Source organism: Pseudomonas sp. AC016, assembly GCF_979253365.1.
Genome location: NZ_CEEDCC010000001.1, coordinates 784,298 through 806,082 on the forward strand (window position 1 = coordinate 784,298; position 21,785 = coordinate 806,082).

General features: G+C 60.6%; 21 protein-coding genes and 1 tRNA gene. 13 read left to right on the plus strand and 9 right to left on the minus strand.

What is annotated here, in order from left to right:
• Positions 1 to 8: 8 nt before the first annotated feature.
• The 4 genes from AC0IXS_RS03285 to AC0IXS_RS03300 all read right to left on the minus strand — a co-directional run bounded on the left by AC0IXS_RS03285 (position 9) and on the right by AC0IXS_RS03300 (position 4,610).
• Complete coding sequence (locus AC0IXS_RS03285) at positions 9 to 1,460, minus strand: amidase (protein ID WP_471823755.1); 1,452 nt, start codon at positions 1,458 to 1,460, stop codon at positions 9 to 11.
• 61 nt (positions 1,461 to 1,521) lie between these two features.
• Positions 1,522 to 2,454, minus strand: coding sequence for a SphA family protein (locus AC0IXS_RS03290; protein WP_191957745.1), 933 nt, complete (start codon positions 2,452 to 2,454; stop codon positions 1,522 to 1,524).
• A gap of 68 nt (positions 2,455 to 2,522) precedes the next feature.
• Positions 2,523 to 3,494 (minus strand): helix-turn-helix domain-containing protein, encoded by a 972-nt coding sequence (locus AC0IXS_RS03295; RefSeq protein WP_057408713.1) that lies wholly within the window; start codon positions 3,492 to 3,494, stop codon positions 2,523 to 2,525.
• Positions 3,495 to 3,581: 87 nt separating this feature from the next.
• Positions 3,582 to 4,610, minus strand: coding sequence for a GlxA family transcriptional regulator (locus tag AC0IXS_RS03300; protein WP_057408712.1), 1,029 nt, complete (start codon positions 4,608 to 4,610; stop codon positions 3,582 to 3,584).
• 123 nt (positions 4,611 to 4,733) lie between these two features.
• On the opposite strand from AC0IXS_RS03300, the gene AC0IXS_RS03305 reads away from it, so the two are divergent.
• Both AC0IXS_RS03305 and AC0IXS_RS03310 read left to right on the plus strand, forming a co-directional pair.
• Entirely contained in the window at positions 4,734 to 5,624 is an 891-nt protein-coding gene (locus AC0IXS_RS03305; RefSeq protein ID WP_057408711.1) for an MBL fold metallo-hydrolase, read from the plus strand.
• Positions 5,625 to 5,705: 81 nt separating this feature from the next.
• Positions 5,706 to 6,251 (plus strand): cysteine hydrolase family protein, encoded by a 546-nt coding sequence (locus tag AC0IXS_RS03310; protein ID WP_471823758.1) that lies wholly within the window; start codon positions 5,706 to 5,708, stop codon positions 6,249 to 6,251.
• A 583-nt stretch (positions 6,252 to 6,834) separates the two neighbouring features.
• Here the strand turns inward: AC0IXS_RS03310 and AC0IXS_RS03315 are convergent.
• The 3 genes from AC0IXS_RS03315 to AC0IXS_RS03325 all read right to left on the minus strand — a co-directional run bounded on the left by AC0IXS_RS03315 (position 6,835) and on the right by AC0IXS_RS03325 (position 10,332).
• On the minus strand, positions 6,835 to 8,373 hold the full coding sequence (locus AC0IXS_RS03315; protein WP_471823760.1) for an amidase: 1,539 nt from the start codon (positions 8,371 to 8,373) through the stop codon (positions 6,835 to 6,837).
• A 181-nt stretch (positions 8,374 to 8,554) separates the two neighbouring features.
• A complete protein-coding gene (locus AC0IXS_RS03320) occupies positions 8,555 to 9,187 on the minus strand; it encodes an ANTAR domain-containing response regulator (protein WP_122410098.1) in 633 nt (210 codons plus the stop codon).
• Positions 9,184 to 10,332 carry a transporter substrate-binding domain-containing protein gene (locus AC0IXS_RS03325; RefSeq protein WP_471823762.1) on the minus strand — a complete coding sequence of 383 codons (1,149 nt, stop codon included), beginning with the start codon at positions 10,330 to 10,332 and terminating at the stop codon, positions 9,184 to 9,186. The genes AC0IXS_RS03320 and AC0IXS_RS03325 overlap by 4 nt, the downstream gene beginning before the upstream one ends.
• Before the next feature lie 624 nt (positions 10,333 to 10,956).
• Here AC0IXS_RS03325 and urtA point away from each other — a divergent pair.
• From urtA to AC0IXS_RS03380, 11 genes are all read left to right on the plus strand, one after another.
• The gene (gene urtA, locus AC0IXS_RS03330) at positions 10,957 to 12,138 is read left to right on the plus strand and encodes an urea ABC transporter substrate-binding protein (protein WP_471823763.1); all 1,182 of its coding nucleotides are present in this window, start codon (positions 10,957 to 10,959) and stop codon (positions 12,136 to 12,138) included.
• Between the two features lie 66 nt (positions 12,139 to 12,204).
• Positions 12,205 to 13,107 carry an urea ABC transporter permease subunit UrtB gene (gene urtB, locus AC0IXS_RS03335; protein ID WP_004886981.1) on the plus strand — a complete coding sequence of 301 codons (903 nt, stop codon included), beginning with the start codon at positions 12,205 to 12,207 and terminating at the stop codon, positions 13,105 to 13,107.
• A gap of 1 nt (position 13,108) precedes the next feature.
• Complete coding sequence (gene urtC, locus AC0IXS_RS03340) at positions 13,109 to 14,248, plus strand: urea ABC transporter permease subunit UrtC (RefSeq protein ID WP_057408706.1); 1,140 nt, start codon at positions 13,109 to 13,111, stop codon at positions 14,246 to 14,248.
• The gene (gene urtD / locus AC0IXS_RS03345; RefSeq protein WP_024696091.1) at positions 14,248 to 14,985 is read left to right on the plus strand and encodes an urea ABC transporter ATP-binding protein UrtD; all 738 of its coding nucleotides are present in this window, start codon (positions 14,248 to 14,250) and stop codon (positions 14,983 to 14,985) included. Before urtC ends, urtD begins: the two co-directional genes overlap by 1 nt.
• A gap of 2 nt (positions 14,986 to 14,987) precedes the next feature.
• Positions 14,988 to 15,677, plus strand: a complete 690-nt coding sequence (gene urtE / locus AC0IXS_RS03350; protein ID WP_122669255.1) for an urea ABC transporter ATP-binding subunit UrtE — start codon at positions 14,988 to 14,990, stop codon at positions 15,675 to 15,677.
• A 21-nt stretch (positions 15,678 to 15,698) separates the two neighbouring features.
• A complete protein-coding gene (gene ureE / locus AC0IXS_RS03355) occupies positions 15,699 to 16,139 on the plus strand; it encodes an urease accessory protein UreE (protein WP_122669256.1) in 441 nt (146 codons plus the stop codon).
• Positions 16,136 to 16,879 carry an urease accessory protein UreF gene (locus AC0IXS_RS03360; RefSeq protein WP_191957750.1) on the plus strand — a complete coding sequence of 248 codons (744 nt, stop codon included), beginning with the start codon at positions 16,136 to 16,138 and terminating at the stop codon, positions 16,877 to 16,879. The genes ureE and AC0IXS_RS03360 overlap by 4 nt, the downstream gene beginning before the upstream one ends.
• Before the next feature lie 24 nt (positions 16,880 to 16,903).
• The gene (locus AC0IXS_RS03365) at positions 16,904 to 17,599 is read left to right on the plus strand and encodes an urease subunit beta (RefSeq protein WP_057408701.1); all 696 of its coding nucleotides are present in this window, start codon (positions 16,904 to 16,906) and stop codon (positions 17,597 to 17,599) included.
• A gap of 3 nt (positions 17,600 to 17,602) precedes the next feature.
• Positions 17,603 to 19,315 carry an urease subunit alpha gene (gene ureC / locus AC0IXS_RS03370; protein ID WP_122669258.1) on the plus strand — a complete coding sequence of 571 codons (1,713 nt, stop codon included), beginning with the start codon at positions 17,603 to 17,605 and terminating at the stop codon, positions 19,313 to 19,315.
• A gap of 24 nt (positions 19,316 to 19,339) precedes the next feature.
• The gene (gene ureG, locus AC0IXS_RS03375; RefSeq protein ID WP_122669259.1) at positions 19,340 to 19,999 is read left to right on the plus strand and encodes an urease accessory protein UreG; all 660 of its coding nucleotides are present in this window, start codon (positions 19,340 to 19,342) and stop codon (positions 19,997 to 19,999) included.
• Positions 19,996 to 20,853: an urease accessory protein UreD gene (locus AC0IXS_RS03380; RefSeq protein WP_471823767.1), complete on the plus strand. Its 858-nt coding sequence runs from the start codon at positions 19,996 to 19,998 to the stop codon at positions 20,851 to 20,853. The genes ureG and AC0IXS_RS03380 overlap by 4 nt, the downstream gene beginning before the upstream one ends.
• A gap of 297 nt (positions 20,854 to 21,150) precedes the next feature.
• Here AC0IXS_RS03380 and AC0IXS_RS03385 read toward each other — a convergent pair whose 3' ends face one another.
• Together AC0IXS_RS03385 and AC0IXS_RS03390 are read right to left on the minus strand one after the other, a co-directional pair.
• Positions 21,151 to 21,408, minus strand: a complete 258-nt coding sequence (locus AC0IXS_RS03385) for a DUF1652 domain-containing protein (RefSeq protein ID WP_122669262.1) — start codon at positions 21,406 to 21,408, stop codon at positions 21,151 to 21,153.
• A 221-nt stretch (positions 21,409 to 21,629) separates the two neighbouring features.
• Positions 21,630 to 21,706 (minus strand) — tRNA-Pro (locus AC0IXS_RS03390).
• Between the last annotated feature and the right edge of the window lie 79 nt (positions 21,707 to 21,785).

Here is a 21,785-nt window from a genome sequence, read left to right on the forward strand (position 1 = left end):
ACCGCCCATCAGAAACGACAGGCATTGACCAGCGGTACGCGGCCTCGCCAAGGCTGGGCGCGTTCCAGTTGCGCGGCGAGTGCCAGCAACGTGCTTTCCTCGCCGAACCGTCCGGCAAAGTGTGCGCCCATCGGCAGGCCCGCAGCGCTCCAGAACAGCGGCACTGACATCGCCGGCTGACCGCTGGCATTGAACAGCGCGGCAAAGGGCGAGTAGCGGTGAGAGCGCTCGATCATGTCGTCCAGGCTAAGGCTGACATCCGGGACGACCAGCTCACCGATGCGTGCCGGCTCACGCGTCAGGACCGGCGACAGAATCACATCGTAGTCCTGCATGAACGTTGCCAGTTGACGACCCAGTGCATGAACCCACTCAACAGCAGCAGCGTACCGAGCGCCGCTGACATTGCCCTTGTCGCGCAGAATGATCCGGGTGCGTGCTTCCAGTTCGGCGTCCTGCACATCGAAACCGCGCATGCGCCCCAGCAGGTCGACGTGATTGCGGGTATTGGCACCGATGATGGTAAACACGTGATCCAGAAATTCCGGCAACACCACGGGCAGGCTGACCGGCTCGATTCGATGCCCGAGGGACTCACACAACTGCGCTGCTTCCTGCACCGCAGTCAGGCTCTCGGCCGAGGTGGACCAGGTGCCTGATTGTTCGATCAAGGCAATGCGCAAGGGTTTGGGATCACGCTGCAATGCGCTGACATAGGATGTGGCCTGAACAGGCGCCGCGTAGGGCGCGCCAAGGTCCATGCCTGCCGTAGCGTCCAGCAAGACGGCACTATCACGCACCGACAAGGTGAGCGCGTGTGCAGTGCTCATCCCGGCCCAGCCCTCGCCCACCATCGGACCGGAAGGCATCAGCCCGCGACTCGGCTTGAAGCCGAACACACCGCAGCACGATGCGGGCACCCTTAATGAACCACCTCCGTCGTTGCCGTGAGCAAAAGGCACCACCCGCGCCGCCACCAGTGCCGCAGCTCCGCCACTGGAACCGCCGGCACTGTGCTCAAGGTTCCACGGGTTACGGGTTGCACCGAAGCGGGTGGATTCGGTGGAATAGGACGTACCGAATTCCGGGGCTGTCGTGGTTCCCACAAACACGCATCCGGCACGCCTCAGGCGACTGACCCCTTCGGCATCAAACGTGGCGCGAAACTCGCCCATGGACAATGAGCCATTGCTCATGACAGCGCCGTTGACCGGCGAAAACAGATCCTTGATAAGCGTCGGCACGCCCGCAAAAACGCCCTGGCCTTTTGCAGCGCCCAGCGCAGCATTGCGCGCGGAATCATACAGTCGCTCGGCGACGGCATTGAGCTGCGGATCGACCTGCTCGATACGCTGGATAACGCCCTCCAACAGATCGATTGGTTGGACCTCGCCACGCCTGACCCACTCGGCCAGCCCTGTACCGTCCTCGTCACTCAACAACCTCTGAATGTCTTTCATGCGAAGCCCCTGCTGGTTTGAAATCGAGCTGAAATGGAACGTGGCCGCTGACGCAACCGCATCAAAAACTGTGGCCGACCCGTAACGCCACGGTGTAGCCCTCGGAGCGGTTGCGCGCGCCGAACTCCTTGTAAAGGTGAAACCACGCCGCAGGCATGCCGGGCGTGAAGTAACTGATCGCAGGCCCTGCGGCGACAACCCGGGAGCGATTACCCGTTTCCAGACCGGGTGCATCGTCATCGGAGAACTGGCGGTAATAGAACCCGCCCAGCCCGAGTGTGAACGGACCCGCATGCTGACCCACCGCGAACTCGTGGCGGTATTCGACACCGCTCCTGTAGTCGGTCGCAGGATTGCGGGTGTTGAAGTCAGTCTGAAAGCTGCTGGACACTTCGAAACCGCCGTCGGTTATGTAGGTCGCGTTGACGGCGGGAGAAAAGGTCCAGTGGTTCAACCCCGGCGAGATAAGGCGATTTCTGTCGTAGTCGCCGGTCGGTGCCTGAATCTGCAAGCGCGCGTTCATGAACAGGTTGGAGGATAGATCCCACTGCAGAATAAGCGGCGACACTGAGATATCGGCCATTCGGAACGGATCCGCCTTGAGATCAAGTGGACCGCCAGGCGTCTGCACGCGAAACGAGGCATCCATCTGAAAGAACGGCACCGCCACGCTATAGCCGAAGCGCGCACCCAGCATTCGGTAGTCGGTCATGCGAAAGTACGCCACGCCGATGGACAGAACGTCCAGGGAAAAGTTGTTATCCAGCGAACGGCCGTGGCGATCTTTCTGCACGTTGGCCGAATAGAACGCTACGCGCATGCCCAACGTGCCCACCGGCGTCGCTGGGGGCAGTATGCCTGCGCCAAAGTCGTAGACGCCGAAGGACGTGGTAGGCGCGCCGTTTTCCGTGGCCTGAACCGTGGCGCTCAGGCTCATCAGGCTGAGTGTCAGGAAGGTGAAGCGTCTGATCGTGGAATTATTGTTATGAATCATTTCATGCCCCTGACCACGAAGGTGGTGGAGCCATGCTATTCAGCCAGGCTTTTTGCCGTTATCCGTTTTCAGCAAAGATGCGTGCGCTGTAATGTCTGCGACGGTGTTTCCCCAAAGAGCGTCCGGTAGTCACTGGAAAAACGGCTCAGGTGCCAGAATCCCCAGCGCGCTGCGACGGTCTGTACCCGTTCGATCCGGCTGCTTTCACGCAACTCGCGTCTGACTGCGTTAAGACGCAACGTGCGCAGATAGGCAACAGGATTGATGCCCAGCGTTTCCTGAAAGCAGTACTGAAGTTTGCGGCGGCTGGTGCCAATGTGGTTGCACACATCCAGAATCGACAATGGCTCGTCCAGATGCGCCAGAACATGATCACGCGCTCGATCAACCATTCGCTTTCGCGCCGTGGTATTGAGAAGCGGCGCCTCATCCGGTGCAACCAACTCCAGCACCTGCAACATGACAGCATCCCTCAGGCCACGACGGATCGAATCGTGCTCAAGCTTTTCCAGACACGCCTGCTCACCGTTCAACAGGTTATCGAACAGCGCAGCGAACCGCGTCCGGACCGTTGGATCGGTCAAACGGTAACACTTGGGAAGATCGGTAATTTCAAAACGACTGCCCTGACGCTCCAACGCATGTGCCAAGGCACCCTCCTCGATCGCCACACCCAGTGCATCCAGTTGCAGCGGCGTGCTCAACTCGGGAAGATTCTCGCCATGCGCGACGATCAGACTGGGTTCCTGAAGCGTATGCCCGGCGCAGAACGCCGGACCGTTGGCGCTCAGGGGCAATGCAAAAACAATCGCGCCCTTCCAGGCCATGCCACTCTTGGCCAGCGCCTGATTGGAGCGGTCGCGGACCAGTTGCAGCCAGTCCGAGCGAAACTCCGTCAGCTCGCCTTCAAAGCCACCGGGCGTCACTTGATCGTAACGAACCTGCCACCCACCGAGGTTGCGACCATGCTCGTCGATGTCGCAGGTCTGGAAATGCTGCAGGTGAGGCGCGGTCTGCATCGCCACATTATTGTTATTCATCGGCCCTGCCCTTAATGCGTTTCACTGGTTAAGGGACGCAAGTTTCATTCCTGTGGGTGGTGGCTGGGTGATTTGTGCCGAAAACGGCTAGGGCTCGTCGGGTAAATCAGCGGGACGTTGTACTGGAACGCTCACTCTCTTTGCCCGTTTTCCCTCAACCCTGTCCCGAAAAAACATCCGCCGATAATCCGAAGGCGACGTGCCCAAATGAGCGCTGAACTGTTGCCGCAAGGACAGCGGCGTTCCGAATCCTGCCTCCCCCGCGATGCATTCGATCGGCAGATCAGTCGTTTCCAATAACTGCTGTGCCCTGGAAACACGCTCTGCATTCAGCCAGTGGGAGACCGTACTTCCGGTCGCATCCTTGAAGCGGCGTGTGAAAGTCCGTCGGCTCATCCGCGCCTTTTCAGCCAGAACGTCCAGCGACAAGTCATTGCCCAGATTGAGCCGCGCCCACGCGAGCACTTCGGACAGGTGGGTTTCGGTCGCCAGTTGAGGGACAGGGTTTTCCACGTACTGCGCCTGCCCGCCCTGCCTGTGTGGAGGTGTCACCAGCAGCCTGGCGGTGCGATTCGCCGCATCGGCACCGTGACGTTCACGTATCAGGTGCAGGCAGCAGTCGATGGCAGCCATGGTTCCGGCGGAGGTCATGATGTTGTCTGCGCTGACGTACAGCACATCGGGCCGAAAACGCGCTGCGGGAAAACGCTGTGCAAAAACGTCGCGGGCAATCCAATGCGTCGTCGCTTCCTTGCCGTCGAGCAAACCGGCATCACCAAGCACGAACGAGCCCAGGCACAACCCTACGATCAGCTTGCCCTGGGCATTGGCATCTTGAAGCGCCTTGATGAGCGATGCAGAGGCAGGCCCGAGGTCATCTCCCCAGGCCGGAATGATGATGACGTCGGAACTGGCCATCAACTCAAGCCCTTGCTCCACAGCGATGCCCAGGCCATGGTCACTGCGGACCATGCCCGGCACCTGCGCGCAGTAGTTGATCTCGTACCGGGGCTCATCGGGGGCGGCTTCGACAGCACCCAGCACGATCCCCGGGACGGACAGGTGAAACAGGCTTACGCCTTCAAAAGCCAGAACCGCAACGCGTATGGTAGTCATCGGTGAACTTTCGATCAAACTGATTTGGCCCGATTCTAACCTATTATGTCATTCAGGCCACTGTTGAGCTTGCAGGCATTCGGCAAGAATGGAGCCCTTGAACACATCAACAGGCTAAAACTCATGAATGTCAAAGCACTGCCAATGGCCCTTTGCATCGCTGGCGGCGCAGTCGCCACGGCGGCTTTCGCTGATACCAGCCCTGCCCCGGCTGCCAAGGCGTCCCATAAAGTCGAAATGCAGCAGATCCGTAACGCAACCGTGAAAATCACCTACGCGGGCACGACCTTTCTGATCGATCCGATGCTGGCTGAAAAGGGAGCGTACCCAGGGTTTGAAAATACCTACCGCAGCAACCTTCGCAATCCTCTGGTCGAACTGCCCGAATCCACTGATGAGGTCTTGGCCGGCGTCGATGCGGTCATCGTGACCCATACGCATCTGGACCACTGGGATGACGCAGCGCAAAAGGCACTGCCTAAGGACATCCCGCTGTTTGCCCAGCACGAAGACGATGCGAAATTGATTCGTAGTCAAGGCTTCAAAAACGTGCGCGTACTGAACGACGAGGCTGAGTTCGGCGGCGTGAAGATCACCAAGACCGGTGGTCAGCACGGCACGGATGAAATGTATGCCGTGCCAGCCCTTGCAAAGCCTCTGGCGGAAGCCATGGGTGTGGTTTTTCAAGCGCCTGGCTACAAGACGCTTTACCTCGCCGGTGACACTATCTGGCGTAAAGAGGTCGATCAGGCAATCGAGAAGTTCCACCCGGAAGTCATCGTTCTCAATGCTGGCAAAGCAAAGATGACCGGGTATGAGGGCGCGATCATCATGGGCGAAGAAGACGTGCTGCGTGCCTCTCAGGTGGCCAGCAACGCGAAAATCGTCGCAGTCCATATGGATGCCGTCAATCACATGTCTCTGACCCGTGAGGCGTTACGTTCCTACGTCAAGCAGCACGGTATCGAAAACCGCGTGGACATACCGCAAGACGGTGCATCACTCGAGTTCTGATTCAACCCGTGTCGCCGTTGGAACGCAGGTTCGGATTTGGCGGCACACTCATCACGTTCATCATCCGATTGGAGACAGCACATGAAACCTGGCCTTATTGTTGTAGATCTTCAGAACGAGTACCTGCCCACCGGCAAGCTTCCGTTGACCGGCATTGAAACGGCAGTTGGCAATGCCGTCAGGGTGATTGCGCATGCCAGAAGCGCCGGCGCTCCGGTGTTTCACATTCGCCATGAGTCCGAGGGTGAAGGTGCCGGGATCTTCGTCAAAGGCTCGAACGGTGCAGAAATTCAGCACGCCGTTGCGCCGCAAGGCGAAGAAACGGTGACCGTAAAGAAACACATCAACGCTTTTCGGGAAACCGATCTCAAGCATCAACTGGAGGCGTTCGGTGTTCAGGAAGTCGTGGTGATCGGCGCGATGAGCCATATGTGCATCGACGCCGTGGTGCGTGCTGCAGCAGACATGGGTTATGCCGTGACCGTGCTGCACGACGCCTGTGCGACGCTGGACCTGAGCTACAACGGCGTGAATGTACCTGCGGTCCAGGTGCATGCTGCGATGATGGCGGCGTTCGAATTCGGCTATGCGACGGTCAAATCCGTCGACGATTACCTTTCTGCCTGAAACCCGCAGTGTGAGCCGCCCGGAGATATCCGGGCGTTTCGCTTTTACGAGACGAATTCAACCACGCAGCGGCTCTTGTCGTTATACACACGTCAGCTTCTACACTGATCGTGATCGTTCCCACTCTGCGCTCATCGTTATACACAAGTACGCAAGACGCGCAAAACGGGGGCCAAAACGAAAGTGACTGACTGAATGCATATCCCCGTGGGAAGCGGCTTGCCGGCGATGGCGTCAGTTCGGTCACTGATAGGTCGCTTCAGAAAAAGCATCGCCGGCAAGCCGCCTCCCACAGTCCGTGGTCGCAGCAAGACTCAGGTATAACGCTGAGCACAAGCATGGGCATGATCGGCGTGCCTGAGATCACGCTGATCGTTCCTACGCTCCGCGTGGGAATGCCGCTCAGGACGCTCCGCGTCCGCTCTTGAATGTCGCGCAGATGCGTGGCCAAGCTCCAGCGTTATCCACGTCATGCGCTCGGCTCACTGAATCCGCAATCTGTGCCATTTGTGACGCGGAGCGTCACGGTAGGCATGCCCACGCGCAGCGATGGGCACGATCAGTGTCGAGGCGGATTTGTGTGTCACGACGAGCGCGGCGGCTTGGGGAACTCACCCCGGACCTGTTCGTAAGCCTGCGCCACCCGCAACGCCAGTGCGTCCTTAAAGCGTGGTGCGACGATCATCATGGCCACCGGCAAACCATCGGCCAATCCGGCGGGAATCGACGTTGCCGGGTGGCCGGTGATGTCGAACGGTGCGGTATTGGCCAGCATGTTCAGTGCGCTGTGTACGTATTCCTCGATGGGTGCGTCCGGTGCGGTCAGGGGCGTCGCCACGAACGGCATGGTCGGCATCACCAGCACGTCGAATGACTTGAACGCTTCGTCGTACTGACGCGTGAGTTCCGGCACCAGCATGCGCGCCTTGGCGTAGCTGGCGCCATGCAGGTTCTTCAGGCTGTAGTGACCGGTCAACGCCACCGCGCGCACGCTGTGCGAGAGCGAGTTGGCGTGCTCACGGCGTTTGGCACCGTAGTAACTCATGATCTCTGGATCGTAGTAACCATCGACGTTCATGCCATAGCCGTTGCCTTGCAGCATCTGGTACGCAGCACCGTCGGTGGCGATCACGTTCCACATGTCCAGCGCAACACCCGAATGCCATGGCGCACTGGCTTTGCCGACAATCGCGCCGAGGCTTTCAAGCTGCGCGACGGCAGCTTTGACCAATGCGTCCACCTGCGGCTCGGACATGCCGGGAATCGCAAAACCTTCACGCAGCAGACCGATTTTCAAGCCGGCAACGCCTTGATCCAGCGTCGCAAGGCAATTGACTGCCGGCGGATTTTTCTGCCGCGAATCCAGTCCGTCGGCGCCTGCGATCACATCCAGCATCAAGGCGCAGTCGCGCACGGTGTTGGCCATCGGGCCGACGTGGTCGATGGTCCGTTCGATGGGAAACGCGCCGGTGTAAGGCACCAGGCTGTAGGTCGGTTTGTGGCCGACGATGCCGCTCCAGGCAGACGGCATGCGGATCGATCCGCCCTGATCGCCACCGATGGCCATGTCGACTTCGCCAAGAGAAACCAGTACCGCGCTGCCGCTGGACGAGCCGCCCGCGTTGCGGGTCATGTCCCACGGGTTCTTCACCGCACCACTGGCGGAGGTGAAGCTGGCACCGGAAAAGCACAGGTCTTCGCACACCGACTTGCCAACCACCGTGGCACCCGCTGCCAGCAGGCGTTTGACCACGGTGGCGTCTTCGGACGGCACGTAGCCTTCCAGGCTCAACGAGCCATTGGCCATGGGCACGCCCGCCACCGAGACGTTGTCCTTGATGACCACGGTCCGGCCCTTCAACGGCCCTTCAGCGGCACCCGTAATGTGGGTTTTCACATACCAGGCGGCGTGCAGGTTTTCGGCGGGCAGCGGCTTGCTGTGCTCGCGCAGCGGTGTTGGCTGAGCGACATGGGCAGCGTACAGCGCATCAATGGCTTCGTAGGAATTCAGGCTCTTGTCGGCGAGATTCAGGTACGCCTGCATCTGGCTGTCGGACAGGTCGTAGCCATGGTCCTGGGCGGCAAGCAGAAAATCGGCATTTTCAGGGCGTTTGATGGACATGATGTTCTCCAGATGACGGTAGGAGCCGCCGGTGCCGAGTGCACGGGCTCAAGCTCGTTCCGGAGGACGCCGTTGTCCATGCCGGTCGCCACGTGGTGTTCCATACCTGCCGGTTCAGGGCGTATGGCAAACGTCCACGCAGAAGAGGATCAGGTGCTATGGCCTGACGCTCAACAAATGATCAGGAACAGGCCTGTTGAAACAACTCATGGGCCTTCACCAGCGCCTCGGCGATTTTCTCCACCGGTTCGCGCTTGCTCATGGCCTGATCACGCAGTGCGTTGTAGGCGTCGATTTCCGACAGCCCCTTGGTTTCCATCAGGATGATTTTCGCCTGCTGCACAGTCCGCATGACCGCCATGCGTCCTTCCAGGCGCTTGACGTGCTTTTCCCGTTCGCGGGTCTTGCGCGCATGGCTCAGGGTGATGGTCAGCGCGGTGAGCAGCCCGAAGGATCTGACGGGTGAAGGGATCACCGAGCAGGCGTTCAACTGGACCAGCGCCTCGACGATGATAGGATTTTCGTAGGCGATCACCGGGATGATCGGCGGGGTCGCGCTGTGCAGCAGCCAGGGCGTATTGGTCGACAGGCTTTCCGGCGATATCGCCAGCACGATCACGTCCGCCTCACTGTGCAGGCGCTCCGGGATCGGCCATTGCACGCGTACCTGACAGCCGATGCGCTGCAGCTGCGCAATCAGATTTCGCCCGTCTTCGTCATCCGGGTGCATCACCAGCACGCTGATGTCACGCAGGTCCTTGATGCCGCCTGCGCTGTCGTTGCGCAGGCGTTTCTTGGCAGCACGCAGGGTCATGGACGCCTCCCGGCCAGACCGGACCAGCCACTGAAATCGGGCGCAATGGCATAGGGGTCGGGTTTGAGCGCTTTCTGGCTCTCGTAAAGAATGTCGAACTGACCGTCGGCGTTGGCGCGTCCGATCCGTGAGTACAGGTAGGTGTGGTGGTTGTTTTCATCGATTCTCACTCGTCCTTGAGGCGCGTCGAATTCCAGACCGCGCATGGTCTGCAGCACCGCTTCCACCTCAGTGCTGCCGGCACGGCTGATGGCCTTGGCCAGCAGGTGCACTTGAAAATACGCCGCTTCCCAGCAGCGGTCGGTCACTTGGTGCTGGCCGAACAGCTCTCGGTATTCGGCGATGCATTGGCGATTGAGCGGTGTGTCGATGGACTGGAAATAACTCGCCGCCGAGATATGCCCGGTGCCCAGATGCACGCCCATCTGTTGAATATCGGTTTCGCTGGTGGTGACGCTGGCAATCGGCATGGCAGCCGGATCGAAACCTGCGTCGGCGTAGGCCTGATACAGATGGGCCATGGTCTCGCCAACCACTGTGGAGAAGATGAACGAGGGTTTGAGTTCCCGCGCCTTGATCATCAGTCTGGCGAAATCTTCAGGACGGGCGTTTTTGAGCGGCAGGTAATACTCGCCCAGTTTCTGCCCGCCGCGCTCGTACAGCAGGTCGCTCATCAGACGGTTGGTTTCGTACGGATAGACGTATTCGGAGCCGATCATCAGCACGCGGTTGCCGAAGTGCTCGAACATGTAATTGCCCAACGGCACGGCATTGTGATTGGGCGTGGCACCGGTGTAGATGATGTTGCGTGAGTACTCGAAGCCCTCGTAGTACACGGGGTACAGCAGCAAGGCGTCGTAACGTTCGACGACTGGCAACACGGCCTTGCGCGCCGCCGAGGTGTAGCAGCCGAAAAAGAACTTCAGCTTCTCTTCGCGAATCAGCGACTCGACATGCATGGCAAACAGCGCGGGCGTGGAATCGGGGTTGCGGGTAATCATTTCCAGTGGCCGGCCATCCACACCACCGGCTGCGTTGATCTGATGAATGGCGAACTGCGCGCCGCGCATCGTCGAGCACTCGCCTGCGGCCGTGACCCCGGTGTTTGAAAACAGACCGCCTATGCGGATCGACTGGTCAACCATGCCAATAAACCTTGTTCAGCGTGAGATGAGACGCCCGCCTTTGGCCGGGGTCCTGGGGTTCATGCATAAAAGGGCTGAGCGAAAACCGCGAGATTCAGCGGCGGCTCTCAGGCGGTTGTGCCTGGGCTGGCGTGACAACAGTGTCAGGGCCAGCGCATGCGAGGGGCCTTCCACACCTGCCGGGGATGGGCGTGTGACAAGGGACCCTGCGAAGGTGTCGTTCAAGCCCATGCAGGGAGCGGGCCAGCGTGCACACGATCAATAATCGACAGCAAATGCACGGACTGGCATACGTTTCCGGTCACGTTTTTGGTGCGTGCCGCCCTGCTCTCGCGCCAAAGCGGCGCAGGCCCTTGCGCGCGTGCAATTAATGAAGGGGCGCTCTGGCAACGCGCTGCAAAGCAAGCCATAGCCGGTATTTGGCACTTGGCACCGGCCTTGCTATGACCTTTCAGAGACATCGCGCCAGCTGCCTGCCCTACGCCCTCATGGCAAGTAAGGAGACACCTCGCGTACGACTGGATCGGACATCGTCTGTCCCGCCAGATTCGGCACAAAAGCCTGACCTTCCGCCTGTTCGCAGGACGGAATGTCGGGCTTTTTTTATTTCTGGGAGAGAAGTGAATGCATAACGACAAACGCCGTTTGATCAAGCATGCGCTGTTGCTGAGCGCCATGAGCCTGCTGCCGTTTTCCCTGATCGGTCAGGCGCAGGCAGCCGAGACCGTGAAAGTGGGGATCATCCACTCGCTCACCGGCACCATGGCCATCAGTGAAGCCTCGGTGGTGGATGCCGAAAAACTGGCCATCGATGAAATCAACGCCAGCGGTGGCGTGCTGGGCAAGACCATCGAACCGATCGTCGAAGACGGTGCCAGTGACTGGCCGACCTTCGCCGAGAAGGCGCGCAAGCTGCTGGAAAACGACAAGGTCGCGGTGACCTTCGGCGCGTTCACCTCTGCTTCACGCAAGGCTGTGCTGCCGGTCTTCGAACGCAACAAGGGCCTGCTCTACTACCCGACCTTCTACGAGGGTCTGGAAAAATCCCCGGCGATTATCTACACCGGCGCCGAGGCCTCGCAGCAGACCCTGGCAGCCGTCACCTGGCTGATGGCAAACAAGGGCAAAAGCGTCTATCTGGTCGGCTCGGACTACATCTGGCCACGCACCACCAACAAGCTGGCGCGCGTGTCGGTGACCAAGCAAGGCGGCTCGATTGTCGGCGAGGATTACCTGCCACTGGGCGCCATCGAGTTCTCCTCGGTGATCAACAAGATCAAGGTCGCCAAGCCTGACATCGTGATTTCCACCATCGTCGGCGGCTCCAACGTGGCGTTCTACAAACAGCTCAAGGCCGCCGGGATCGACAGCAGCAACCAGACCCTGATGGCGCTCGCCGTGACGGAAGAAGAAGTCACCGGTATCGGCGCCGAAAACCTCACCGGTTTCCTGACCTGCATGAGCTACTTCCAGAGTCTGAAAAACCCGGTCAACGAAGAATTCGTTCAGGCGTTCAAGACCCGTTATGGCCAGCAACGCGTGATCGGCGACCCGATGGCAGCCGCCTACACCGCCGTGTACCTGTGGAAAAAGGCCGTCGAGAAAGCGGGCAGTTTCGACGTGCCGAACGTCATCGCCGCGTCCTCGGAAATGGAACTGGATGCGCCTGAAGGCGAGATCAAGGTGCACAAGGACAACCATCACCTGTGGAAACGCGCACGCATCGGCACCCTCAACGCGCAGGGTCAGGTCGACGTGATCTACGAGTCCGCGCCCATCGAGCCCAACCCGTTCCCGAAACTCTGACACCTGCGCGGGCGTGAGCCAATCCACGCCCGCCTCTTTCAACCTTCAGCGACAGGTGGCGACGCCATGACTTTCGATACGCTGGTAATGCAAGTCTTCAGCGGGTTCTCGCTGTTCTCGGTGCTGGTGCTCATGGCGCTGGGGCTCACCATCGTGTTCGGCCTGATGGGCGTGATCAACATGGCCCACGGCGAACTGATGGCGATGGGGGCGTACATGACCTACGTCACGTCGGTGGTGTTTCAGCGCTACCTGCCCGAACTCATGGGCTGGTACTTCATCGTCGCGATCGGCGTCGCCTTCCTGGTGACCTTCGCCTTCGGCTTTCTGCTTGAACGCTGTTTCATCCGTTTCATGTACAACCGCCCGCTGGACACGCTGCTGGCGACCTGGGGCCTGTCGCTGGTATTGCAACAGGTCTTCCGTCAGGTCTTCGGTCCCAAGGAAGTCAGCGTGCCGACCGTGCAATGGCTGCAGGGCGCGTGGAAAGTCAGCGAAGGCCTGGAGCTGCCGATCAACCGGATTTTCATCATCGGCCTGACGTTCGTCATTGCCGCTGCCGTTTTCCTGTTTCTCTACCGCAGCCGCTGGGGCCTGCGCATTCGCGCTGTGACCCAGAACCGCGCCATGGCCGGTGCTGCGGGGATCAATACCGCACGGGTGGATTCGGTGACCTTCGCGCTGGGGTGCGGGCTGGCCGGCATCGCCGGGAGTTCGTTCACCATGCTCGCCTCCACCGGCCCGGTCAGCGGCCAGCAGTACCTGGTGGACACCTTCATCGTGGTCGTGTTCGGCGGCGTGGAGAGTTTGCTGGGCACCTTCCTGTCAGCCTTCGCCATCGGCCAGACGCAGATTTCGCTGGAATACCTCACCACCGGTTCCATGGCCAAGGCCATGACGCTGCTGGTGGTGATCGTGCTGCTGTTCTTCCGCCCCAACGGCCTGTTCGCCACGAAAGTGAGACGTTGAGATGAATGACATGACTGAAAAGCCGCCAGCCCTGCCCCGTACAACGACCTCCCGCCCCGGCTGGCTCAACGGTGGCTGGCTGGCACTGCTGGAGCGCTACAGCCTCATCTGGCTCTCGGTTCTGCTGCTGGTGGTGTTGCCGTTGTGCCTGGGCGACTTCCGTCTGGGGCTCGCAGGCAAATACCTGAGCCTGGGATTCTGCGCAGTCGGCATGGTGATGATCTGGGGCTACGGCGGCATCCTCAGTCTCGGCCAGGGGATCTTCTTCGGCCTGGGCAGTTACATGATGGCGATGTACCTGAAACTCGAAGCCACCGCCACGGACGAGGCCGCCAGCGCCCTCGCCGCCTTCTACGGCTCGGCGCTGCCCGACTTCATGATCTGGAACAGCGTCGAGTCGCTGCCGTGGTGGTGGAAACCATTCGAGTCGGCAACCTTCACGCTGGTGGCGATCCTGATTCTTCCGGCGTTGCTGGCGTTCCTGTTCAGCTACGCCTACTTCAAGAAACGCGTAGGCGGCGTGTACTTCTCGATCATCACCCTGTCGCTGGCTTCGATCATGTCGATCATGATCATCGGCCAGCAAGGCTACACCGGCGGGGTCAACGGCCTGACCGATTTCAAGACCGTCTTCGGCCTGAGCCTGCAAACGCCGCAGACGCCCTGGATCCTGTACCTGATCACCACCCTGCTGTTGCTGGCCTGCGTCGCGATGTGCGGCTTCATTCTGCGCAGCCGTCTGGGCAAGGTGATCGTGGCGATCCGCGACCGCGAAGACCGGGTGCGTTTCTCCGGCTACAACACCGCCCTGTTCAAGGCCTTTATCTTTGCCGTCGCCGCGCTGATCTCGGCGCTGGGCGGGGTGATGTTCACCCTGCAGGTCGGTCTGGCATCGCCCTCGCTGGTGGGCATCATTCCCTCGACTGAAATCGTCATCTACGCAGCGCTGGGCGGACGTTTGTCGCTGGTCGGTGCGGTCTACGGCACGCTGCTGATCGGCACGGCGAAAACCTACCTGTCGGAAAACTTCGTCAGCTTCTGGCAGTACTTCATCGGCTTTCTGTTCATGGGCGTGGTGCTGTTTCTGCCCGCAGGCTTGGCCGGTCTGCTGCAACGACTGAACAACAAGGAGGCGAACTGATGGGCGCGCTGCTACTGAGTGTCGAAGACCTGACGGTGTCGTTCGACGGTTTCAAGGCCGTGGACAACCTCAATTTCTATGTCGAAGAAAACCAGGTGCATGTGGTGATCGGCCCGAACGGCGCAGGCAAGACCACGCTGCTGGACATGATCTGCGGCAAGACCCGCCCGAGCGCCGGGAGTATTCGCTTCAAGGACCTGCAACTGGCCAACATGATCGAGTACCAGATCACCCGAGCGGGCGTCGGTCGCAAGTTCCAGAACCCGTCGGTGTACGAAGACCTGACCGTGCGCGAGAACCTGGACATCTCCTCGCCGGACAAACGCGGCATCTTCAACTGCCTGTTCGCGGGAAAGAACACCGCCTTGCAGACCGAAATCGAGCAGACCGCCGAGATGATCTTTCTCAAGGACCAGTTGGGCCGCAAGGCCGGGCTGCTGTCCCACGGTCAGAAACAGTGGCTGGAGATCGGCATGCTGCTGATGCAGCGTCCGGAACTGCTGTTGCTGGACGAACCGGTGGCGGGCATGAGTGCAGGCGAGCGGGAGAAAACCGCAGGCCTGCTCAAGCTGATCGCCAAGGGCCGCGCAATGGTGATCATCGAGCACGATATGGAGTTCGTGAAGTCGGTGGCCGACAAGGTCACCGTGCTGCATCAGGGCAAGACTCTGGCCTACGGCTCGATGGATCAGGTGCAGAACGATCCTCGCGTCATCGACGTCTATCTGGGGCACTGAACATGCTGAATGTCACTGAACTGAACGTCTATTACGGCGACAGCCACGTGCTGCGCAACCTCAGCCTTGACCTTGCGCCGGGCGAATCGCTGGCGATCATGGGCCGCAACGGCATGGGCAAGACCACGCTGCTGCGCAGCCTCGTGGGCATGCTGCCGACCCGCAGCGGCAGCATCAAGCTGGCCGGGCAGGAGCTGACCGGCAGCAAGAGCTATGAACGCGTTGCTGCAGGCGTCGGCTTCGTGCCACAGGGCCGAATGATTTTTCCGTACCTGAGCGTCGAGGAAAACATCCTGACCGGCATGCAGGGCGCACCCGCTGCAGCGATTCCCGACTACATCTTCGAGTACTTTCCGGTGCTGTTCGAAATGCGCAGGCGCAAGGGCGGCAACCTCTCCGGCGGCCAGCAGCAGCAACTGGCCATCGCTCGCGCATTGGTGTCCAACCCCAAGGTATTGATCCTCGACGAACCCACCGAAGGCATCCAGCCGTCGATCATCAAGGACATCGCCAGGGCCCTGAACCTGCTCAAGAAGGAACGTGGCTTTTCGCTGATTGTGTCCGAGCAGGTGCTGTCGTTCGCCATGGCAGTGGCCGACCGTTACCTGATCATCGAAAAGGGCGAGTTCGTGCACAGCGAAGTGCGCGAAACCGTCGACCGCGAGCGCATCCTGCGTTACCTCACCATCTGAACCGGCACGGGAGAACACGCCATGCTGATACTCGACCGCATCCTCGGCCAGGCCAGCGACCCGGCCCTCGCCGAGCGGCTTCATGACCTGAGCCATAACGGGCAGGTGGAAACACTGAGCCTGTCCGGCAATGACATCCAGCGCCATCGCCTGCGGCTGGCCAGCGACCGGGGCACCGACTGCGCGATTCGTCTGGAGCGGCATCAACACCTGCGCAACGGCTCGGTGCTGATGCTCGACGGCCAGCGCGCCATCGTCGTGCAGATGCAGGATCAGCAGTACCTGAGCCTGCGGCCGCGTGATGTGGCAGCGGCGCTGGAACTGGGTTACTTCGCAGGCAATATGCACTGGGCGGTGCGTTTTGCTGGCGACACCTTGCAGATCCCGCTCAACGGGCCTGAAGCCGATTATCTTGAACGCCTGGCGCCCATGATTGCTGACGGCCGGGTGTCGCGCGCATGAACGCCCTTCTTGACGATCTGGGCAGCGCCCTGCTGGCCCTGCAGCAGGCCGACAGTTTCTTCCCCACGGGTGCCGTAGCCTGGTCGTGGGGGCTGGAAACCCTCAAGGCGGACGGCCATCTGGGACCAATCGAACGAGTCCCGCCGCGACGCCGCCAGCGGCAAACACGTCCGGATCGCAGCGCTGAAGTCTGCGGTTTTGTCGAAGGTCAACTGCGTCACCGCTGGCACAGCTTTGACCGGGCCTTTCTGGTCGCTGCCTGGCAGTCGGCCGACAATCTGGATCACTTGATGGCGCTGGATGCTCAGGTCGAAGCGCTGACGATGGCCGAAGAGCTGCGTCAGGGTTCACGGCGTGTCGGCCAGGCGTTGCTGGGCGTTCACGTGGCTCTTGGTACGCCCGGCGCCGAGCGCTATCAGCAGCAGGTGCTGGCCGGCGAGACGCCGGGGCACTTGCCCGTTCTGCAGGGCCTGATCTGGAAACAGCTGGGCATGCAGCTTGAACATTGTCAGTTGGCGGCGGCCCACGGCCTGTGCACCGGACTGGTCAGCGCCGCTGTACGCCTCGGCGTCATGGGCCACATTGATGCTCAGCGGGTGCTGACCGCCATTCAACCTTTGATCACGCAACTGCTGGCTGACGCAGCGCCCGAGCCGGACAACGCCAGCGGCTTTACGCCGATGGCCGAGATCGCTGTGATGCGCCACGAAACCCAAGAATTGCGCCTGTTTGCCAATTGATCACCTGCCCGCAGGAGCCACGCCATGCTGCTGACCCCCACCGAGCTTGAGCGCCTCACGCTCTACACCGCTGCCGAACTGTCACGCAAACGCCGCAGCAAGGGCCTGCGCCTGAACTTTCCGGAAGCCTCGGCGCTGATCGCCGACGAAATTCTGGAAGGCGCCCGCGAGGGACGCAGCGTTGCCGAACTGATCGGCTTCGGCTCGACGATTCTCAACACTGATGACGTGATGCCCGGCGTTGCCGAGTTGCTGCCGGTGCTACAGGTCGAAGGTACGTTTCCGGACGGCACCAAGCTGGTCACGGTTCATCAACCGATTCGCCCCGGCCGATTGCCGCTGGCGGAGATGCCCACGCCCGGCGAGATTCTTGCGCCTGAAGGCGATATCCAGCTCAACGGCGGCAGACCCACTGCAACGCTGCGCGCCCTGAATACCGGCGACCGCCCCGTGCAGATCGGTAGCCACTACCATTTTTTCGAGGTCAACAAGGCGCTGGATTTCCCCCGCGACATCGCCTTCGGCATGCACCTGGACATTCCAGCAGGCACCGCTGTGCGCTTCGAACCCGGCGAATTGCGTGAGGTGCAACTGGTGCAGTTCGGCGGCACCGGCGACATTCACGGCTTCAGCGGCCTGACCAATGGCAACCTGCACGACCCGGCCTGCAAGCGCATGGCGCTGGACCGTGCACGCGCCCAGCGCTTCAAGGGAGCCTGACCCATGGCCACGATGACCCGCAAGGAATACGCCGCGATGTACGGCCCCACCAAGGGCGACGCGATCCGGCTGGGTGATACCTCGCTGCTTGCCGAGGTCGAGTTCGACCACGCGGTACCCGGCGACGAGTGCCTGCACGGCGGCGGCAAGACTCTGCGCGACGGCATGGGCCTGATGCCGGGTCACGAAAGCGACAACGGCGCCCTCGACATGTTGATCTGCAACGCGCTGATCATCGATCCGGTGATCGGCATCGTCAAAGGCGACATCGGCATCAAGGACGGCAAGATCGTTGCCATCGGCAAGGCAGGCAACCCGCAAATCATGGACGGCGTGCACCCGCAACTGATCTGCGGCGTCGCCACCACCGTGCGCGATGCCGAAGGTTTGATCGTTACACCCGGCGGCATCGATGTGCATGTGCATTTCGACTCGGCGCAACTGTGCGACCACGCGCTGGCGGCCGGACTGACTACCTTGATCGGCGGCTCGCTGGGCCCGATCACCGTGGGTATCGACTGTGGTGGCGAGTGGAACGTGGGCAAGATGCTGCAGGCCTCCGAGCACTGGCCGATCAACTTCGGCTTTCTCGGACGCGGCAATTCGAGCAAGCCCGAATCACTGCTCGGGCAACTGCGCGGCGGCTGCCTGGGGCTGAAAATCCATGAGGACTGGGGCGCGATGCCTGCGGTGATCGACACCTGCCTGAAAGTTGCCGACGAATACGACTTTCAGGTGCAATTGCACACCGACACGCTCAACGAATCGGGTTTTCTGGAAGACACCCTGGCCGCCATCGGCGACCGCACGATCCACATGTACCACACCGAAGGCGCGGGCGGTGGGCATGCGCCGGACATCATCAGCGTGGCGGGCAAGCCGAACTGCATCCCCTCCTCCACCAACCCGACCAACCCTTACACGATCAACACCTTCGACGAACACCTGGACATGATCATGGTCTGCCACCACCTCAATCCGGACGTGCCGGAAGACGTGGCGTTCGCCGAATCCCGCGTGAGGCCGCAGACCATCGCCGCCGAAGACATCCTGCACGACACTGGCGCGATCTCGATTCTGGGCTCGGATAGTCAAGGGATGGGCCGCATCAACGAAGTCATCTGTCGCACCTGGCAACTGGCGTCGAAGATGAAAGATCAGCGCGGTCGCCTGCCGGAAGAAGCCACCGCTCTGGGCGACAACGAACGTATCAAACGCTACATCGCCAAATACACCATCAATGCCGCACGCGTGTTCGGCATTGACAGCTACATCGGCTCGCTGGAGCCGGGCAAGCTGGCCGATCTGGTGCTGTGGCGGCCGGCCTTTTTCGGTATCAAGCCGGAACTGGTGGTCAAGGGTGGCTTCATCGTGCACGGCGTGATGGGTGACTCGGCCGCCTCGCTCTACACCTGCGAACCGCTGGTGATGCGCCCGCAATGGGGCGCGTTCGGTGAAGCGAGCAAGGCGCTGTCAGTCAACTTCGTCAACCGGCTGGCCGTCGAGGCCGACACGGCCAGCAAGCTGGGCCTGAAGAAAGCGCTGCTGCCCGCGTTCGGCACCCGCACCCTGCGCAAGTCCGACATGCTGCACAACGATGCTTGCCCGGACATTCGCGTCGACCCACAGACGTTCGACGTGTACGCCGACGGCGAGCGGCTGTTCTGTGATCCGGTCAGCGAAGTCCCGCTCGCTCAACGCTACATGCTGCGCTGAGTCCATGCCCGAAGGAGCCTGATCATGAATCTGCCATTGAGTGCGCCAACCCTGTCCGCTTCACAGCCTAATCGCGGCGCTGCACGTGTCGGCATCGGTGGCCCGGTCGGCTCGGGCAAGACCCGCCTGCTGGAACAGCTGATTCCACGCTTCATCGCCCGCGGAATCGAGCTGGCCATCATCACCAATGACCTCGCGACCCGCGAAGACGCCGAACGCGTGCAGCGCAGCGGTCTGATCGACCCCATGCGAGTGCGCGCGGTGGAAACGGGTGCATGCCCGCATACAGCGATTCGGGAGGACCCTACACTCAACCTGCAAATGGCCGATGAACTGGAAGCGCACTTCAAGAACCTCGATCTGGTACTGATCGAATCCGGCGGCGACAACCTGGCTTCGACCTTCTCGCTGGATCTGGTGGATTACTGGATTTTCGTCATCGACGTCGCCGGTGGTGATGATATTCCGCGCAAACGAGGGCCTGGCGTGCTGAGCTGTGATCTGCTGGTGGTCAACAAATACGATCTGGCGCCCTATGTCGGTGTCGATTTACCGCGTATGCGACGTGAGTCTGCCGAAGCACGCGACGACCGCCCGGTGCTGTTCACCAACTGCAGCACCGGGGATGGCGTCGATGCAGTGGTCGAGGCGATCAGCCGTGCCGTGCTGTTCGACCGAGCATGAACGCCCGTCAACCCATTGTGCCCGTGCAGACGCGCCCGGCAGCACAGATCAGCTTCAGCAGAGCACCGTCGGGGATCAGCTACGTCTCGCGTCATGAAGTGGGCTATCCCTTCCACTTGGGCCGGACCTTGAAACTGCCCCAGGATCCACCCGGCATGGCCGCGGTCTATCTGCAATCCTGCTCGGGAGGCCTGTTCGCCGGAGAGCACCTGCATCTGCGTCTGCACGCCGAGGCCGACACGCAAGTGCATGTCAGTACAGGCGCGGCGACCATCGTCCACAGCATGCTCGAACAACCCGCACGCCAGACTGTTACGCTGGTGGCCGAGACCGGCGCGCTGCTGGAATACCTGCCGATGGCAACCATCCTGTTCCCCCAGGCCCGCCTGCACAGCCAAGTGCTAGTGACCTTGCACCCGAACGCTCGCGTCCTGCTCTGCGATGCATTCTGCGTGCACACGCCGCACGGCACAGACGGACTGCCGGGCTATTACCGCGCCGATCTTGAAGTACGTTGCCCAACTGGGCGGCTCTTGGCCGGAGATAGGCTGGCCCTGACAGGCGAAGACCTGCAACGGCGCCTGCCGGGTGTCAGCGGCCCATTTGAAGCCGTCGCCACTTTCATGCTGCTCGGCCACGGGCTGCCATTAGAAGAGATAAAGACGGGGTTGCGAGAGGCGTTACGCGGGCTAACTGACAGCTACGTGGGGGTCAGTGCCTTGCCGAGTGATTGCGGGGTGTCGGTGAGAACAATGGGCACTGATGCGGTGGTGTTGCGTCGGGCATTGCACCTCGCCTGGGCGACTGCCCGCCTGTATTTGACAGGCGTTGCGCCACAGGTGCGGCGCAAGTGAGGCCAAATGGGTAAAAATCGGCCTCTTGGCCAAGTCCTACGCCCGGGTGCGGATAAGCGCCAAGCTGGTCAAGAAGACACAATCAGCGCCGATAGCCTTGTACTGCATACCACAGTGCAAGGAGGCATCATGAAAAAGATAGCTGTAGCCGGACTTATCGCTCTACTTTCAATCGTTTCAGTCTCTGCTTCAGCCTGCCCCAAGGGCACACATCCGACTGGGGGAACAGGTTCGCACCACAAGGGCGGCACCTGCAAATAAGACGAGCCCGGCCCAGCGCCGGGCTTTTTCGTTACGCTAAGCCAGTCGCTTCATCGACAACTCCATCTGCCCCATGAGGTCTCTCTGCTCTTTCAGTGAGAGTACCAATTTGGCGATGGACCGGCTGGTGGCAAGGTCCGATAGCGGCATGCCCGTTACATACAGTTGAAGCTCGCCTGACTCTGGGTGGAGAAGCTTGACCGAAAAGCTCTCGTTCGCACCCATGACGCATTCGCACTTGGAGGGCAAAAAAGCGGTCTCAAGGACTCGTTGGAGATCGGACTTTGAAAACATCTTGTATTCCACCTGACAAAATCGTTTCACCGAGAATAGACGATTGGCAGACTTATTGGTTGCCGGTCATCGGCAGATTCGAAACCGGGGATTATGCTGCTTGCCTTGCTCGTGCTTATTGATCCGCAAAGAGGCTGAATCACCACTGGCCTATCCTCTGCAAAAGTCCCGCCCATGAAAAAGCCCAACCTTTTCAGATTGGGCTAAGTCATTGAAAAATATGGTCGGGACGGAGTGATTCGAACACTCGACCCCTAGCACCCCATGCTAGTGCGCTACCGGACTGCGCTACGCCCCGACTAGGCGTGAAACTGTTTCGCGTCTTGCGAAAACTTCGAGGAATATACCCTAAGCTTTTGAATTATGGAAGTATCTGG

What these genes read in the sequence shown, in the direction of transcription:
- AC0IXS_RS03285 (WP_471823755.1), bottom strand. Translation starts at nt 1,460, where the DNA reads ATGAAAGACATTCAGAGGTTGTTGAGTGACGAGGACGGTACAGGGCTG.
- AC0IXS_RS03290 (WP_191957745.1), bottom strand. Translation starts at nt 2,454, where the DNA reads ATGATTCATAACAATAATTCCACGATCAGACGCTTCACCTTCCTGACA.
- AC0IXS_RS03295 (WP_057408713.1), bottom strand. Translation starts at nt 3,494, where the DNA reads ATGAATAACAATAATGTGGCGATGCAGACCGCGCCTCACCTGCAGCAT.
- AC0IXS_RS03300 (WP_057408712.1), bottom strand. Translation starts at nt 4,610, where the DNA reads ATGACTACCATACGCGTTGCGGTTCTGGCTTTTGAAGGCGTAAGCCTG.
- AC0IXS_RS03305 (WP_057408711.1), top strand. Translation starts at nt 4,734, where the DNA reads ATGAATGTCAAAGCACTGCCAATGGCCCTTTGCATCGCTGGCGGCGCA.
- AC0IXS_RS03310 (WP_471823758.1), top strand. Translation starts at nt 5,706, where the DNA reads ATGAAACCTGGCCTTATTGTTGTAGATCTTCAGAACGAGTACCTGCCC.
- AC0IXS_RS03315 (WP_471823760.1), bottom strand. Translation starts at nt 8,373, where the DNA reads ATGTCCATCAAACGCCCTGAAAATGCCGATTTTCTGCTTGCCGCCCAG.
- AC0IXS_RS03320 (WP_122410098.1), bottom strand. Translation starts at nt 9,187, where the DNA reads ATGACCCTGCGTGCTGCCAAGAAACGCCTGCGCAACGACAGCGCAGGC.
- AC0IXS_RS03325 (WP_471823762.1), bottom strand. Translation starts at nt 10,332, where the DNA reads ATGGTTGACCAGTCGATCCGCATAGGCGGTCTGTTTTCAAACACCGGG.
- urtA (WP_471823763.1), top strand. Translation starts at nt 10,957, where the DNA reads ATGCATAACGACAAACGCCGTTTGATCAAGCATGCGCTGTTGCTGAGC.
- urtB (WP_004886981.1), top strand. Translation starts at nt 12,205, where the DNA reads ATGACTTTCGATACGCTGGTAATGCAAGTCTTCAGCGGGTTCTCGCTG.
- urtC (WP_057408706.1), top strand. Translation starts at nt 13,109, where the DNA reads ATGAATGACATGACTGAAAAGCCGCCAGCCCTGCCCCGTACAACGACC.
- urtD (WP_024696091.1), top strand. Translation starts at nt 14,248, where the DNA reads ATGGGCGCGCTGCTACTGAGTGTCGAAGACCTGACGGTGTCGTTCGAC.
- urtE (WP_122669255.1), top strand. Translation starts at nt 14,988, where the DNA reads ATGCTGAATGTCACTGAACTGAACGTCTATTACGGCGACAGCCACGTG.
- ureE (WP_122669256.1), top strand. Translation starts at nt 15,699, where the DNA reads ATGCTGATACTCGACCGCATCCTCGGCCAGGCCAGCGACCCGGCCCTC.
- AC0IXS_RS03360 (WP_191957750.1), top strand. Translation starts at nt 16,136, where the DNA reads ATGAACGCCCTTCTTGACGATCTGGGCAGCGCCCTGCTGGCCCTGCAG.
- AC0IXS_RS03365 (WP_057408701.1), top strand. Translation starts at nt 16,904, where the DNA reads ATGCTGCTGACCCCCACCGAGCTTGAGCGCCTCACGCTCTACACCGCT.
- ureC (WP_122669258.1), top strand. Translation starts at nt 17,603, where the DNA reads ATGGCCACGATGACCCGCAAGGAATACGCCGCGATGTACGGCCCCACC.
- ureG (WP_122669259.1), top strand. Translation starts at nt 19,340, where the DNA reads ATGAATCTGCCATTGAGTGCGCCAACCCTGTCCGCTTCACAGCCTAAT.
- AC0IXS_RS03380 (WP_471823767.1), top strand. Translation starts at nt 19,996, where the DNA reads ATGAACGCCCGTCAACCCATTGTGCCCGTGCAGACGCGCCCGGCAGCA.
- AC0IXS_RS03385 (WP_122669262.1), bottom strand. Translation starts at nt 21,408, where the DNA reads ATGTTTTCAAAGTCCGATCTCCAACGAGTCCTTGAGACCGCTTTTTTG.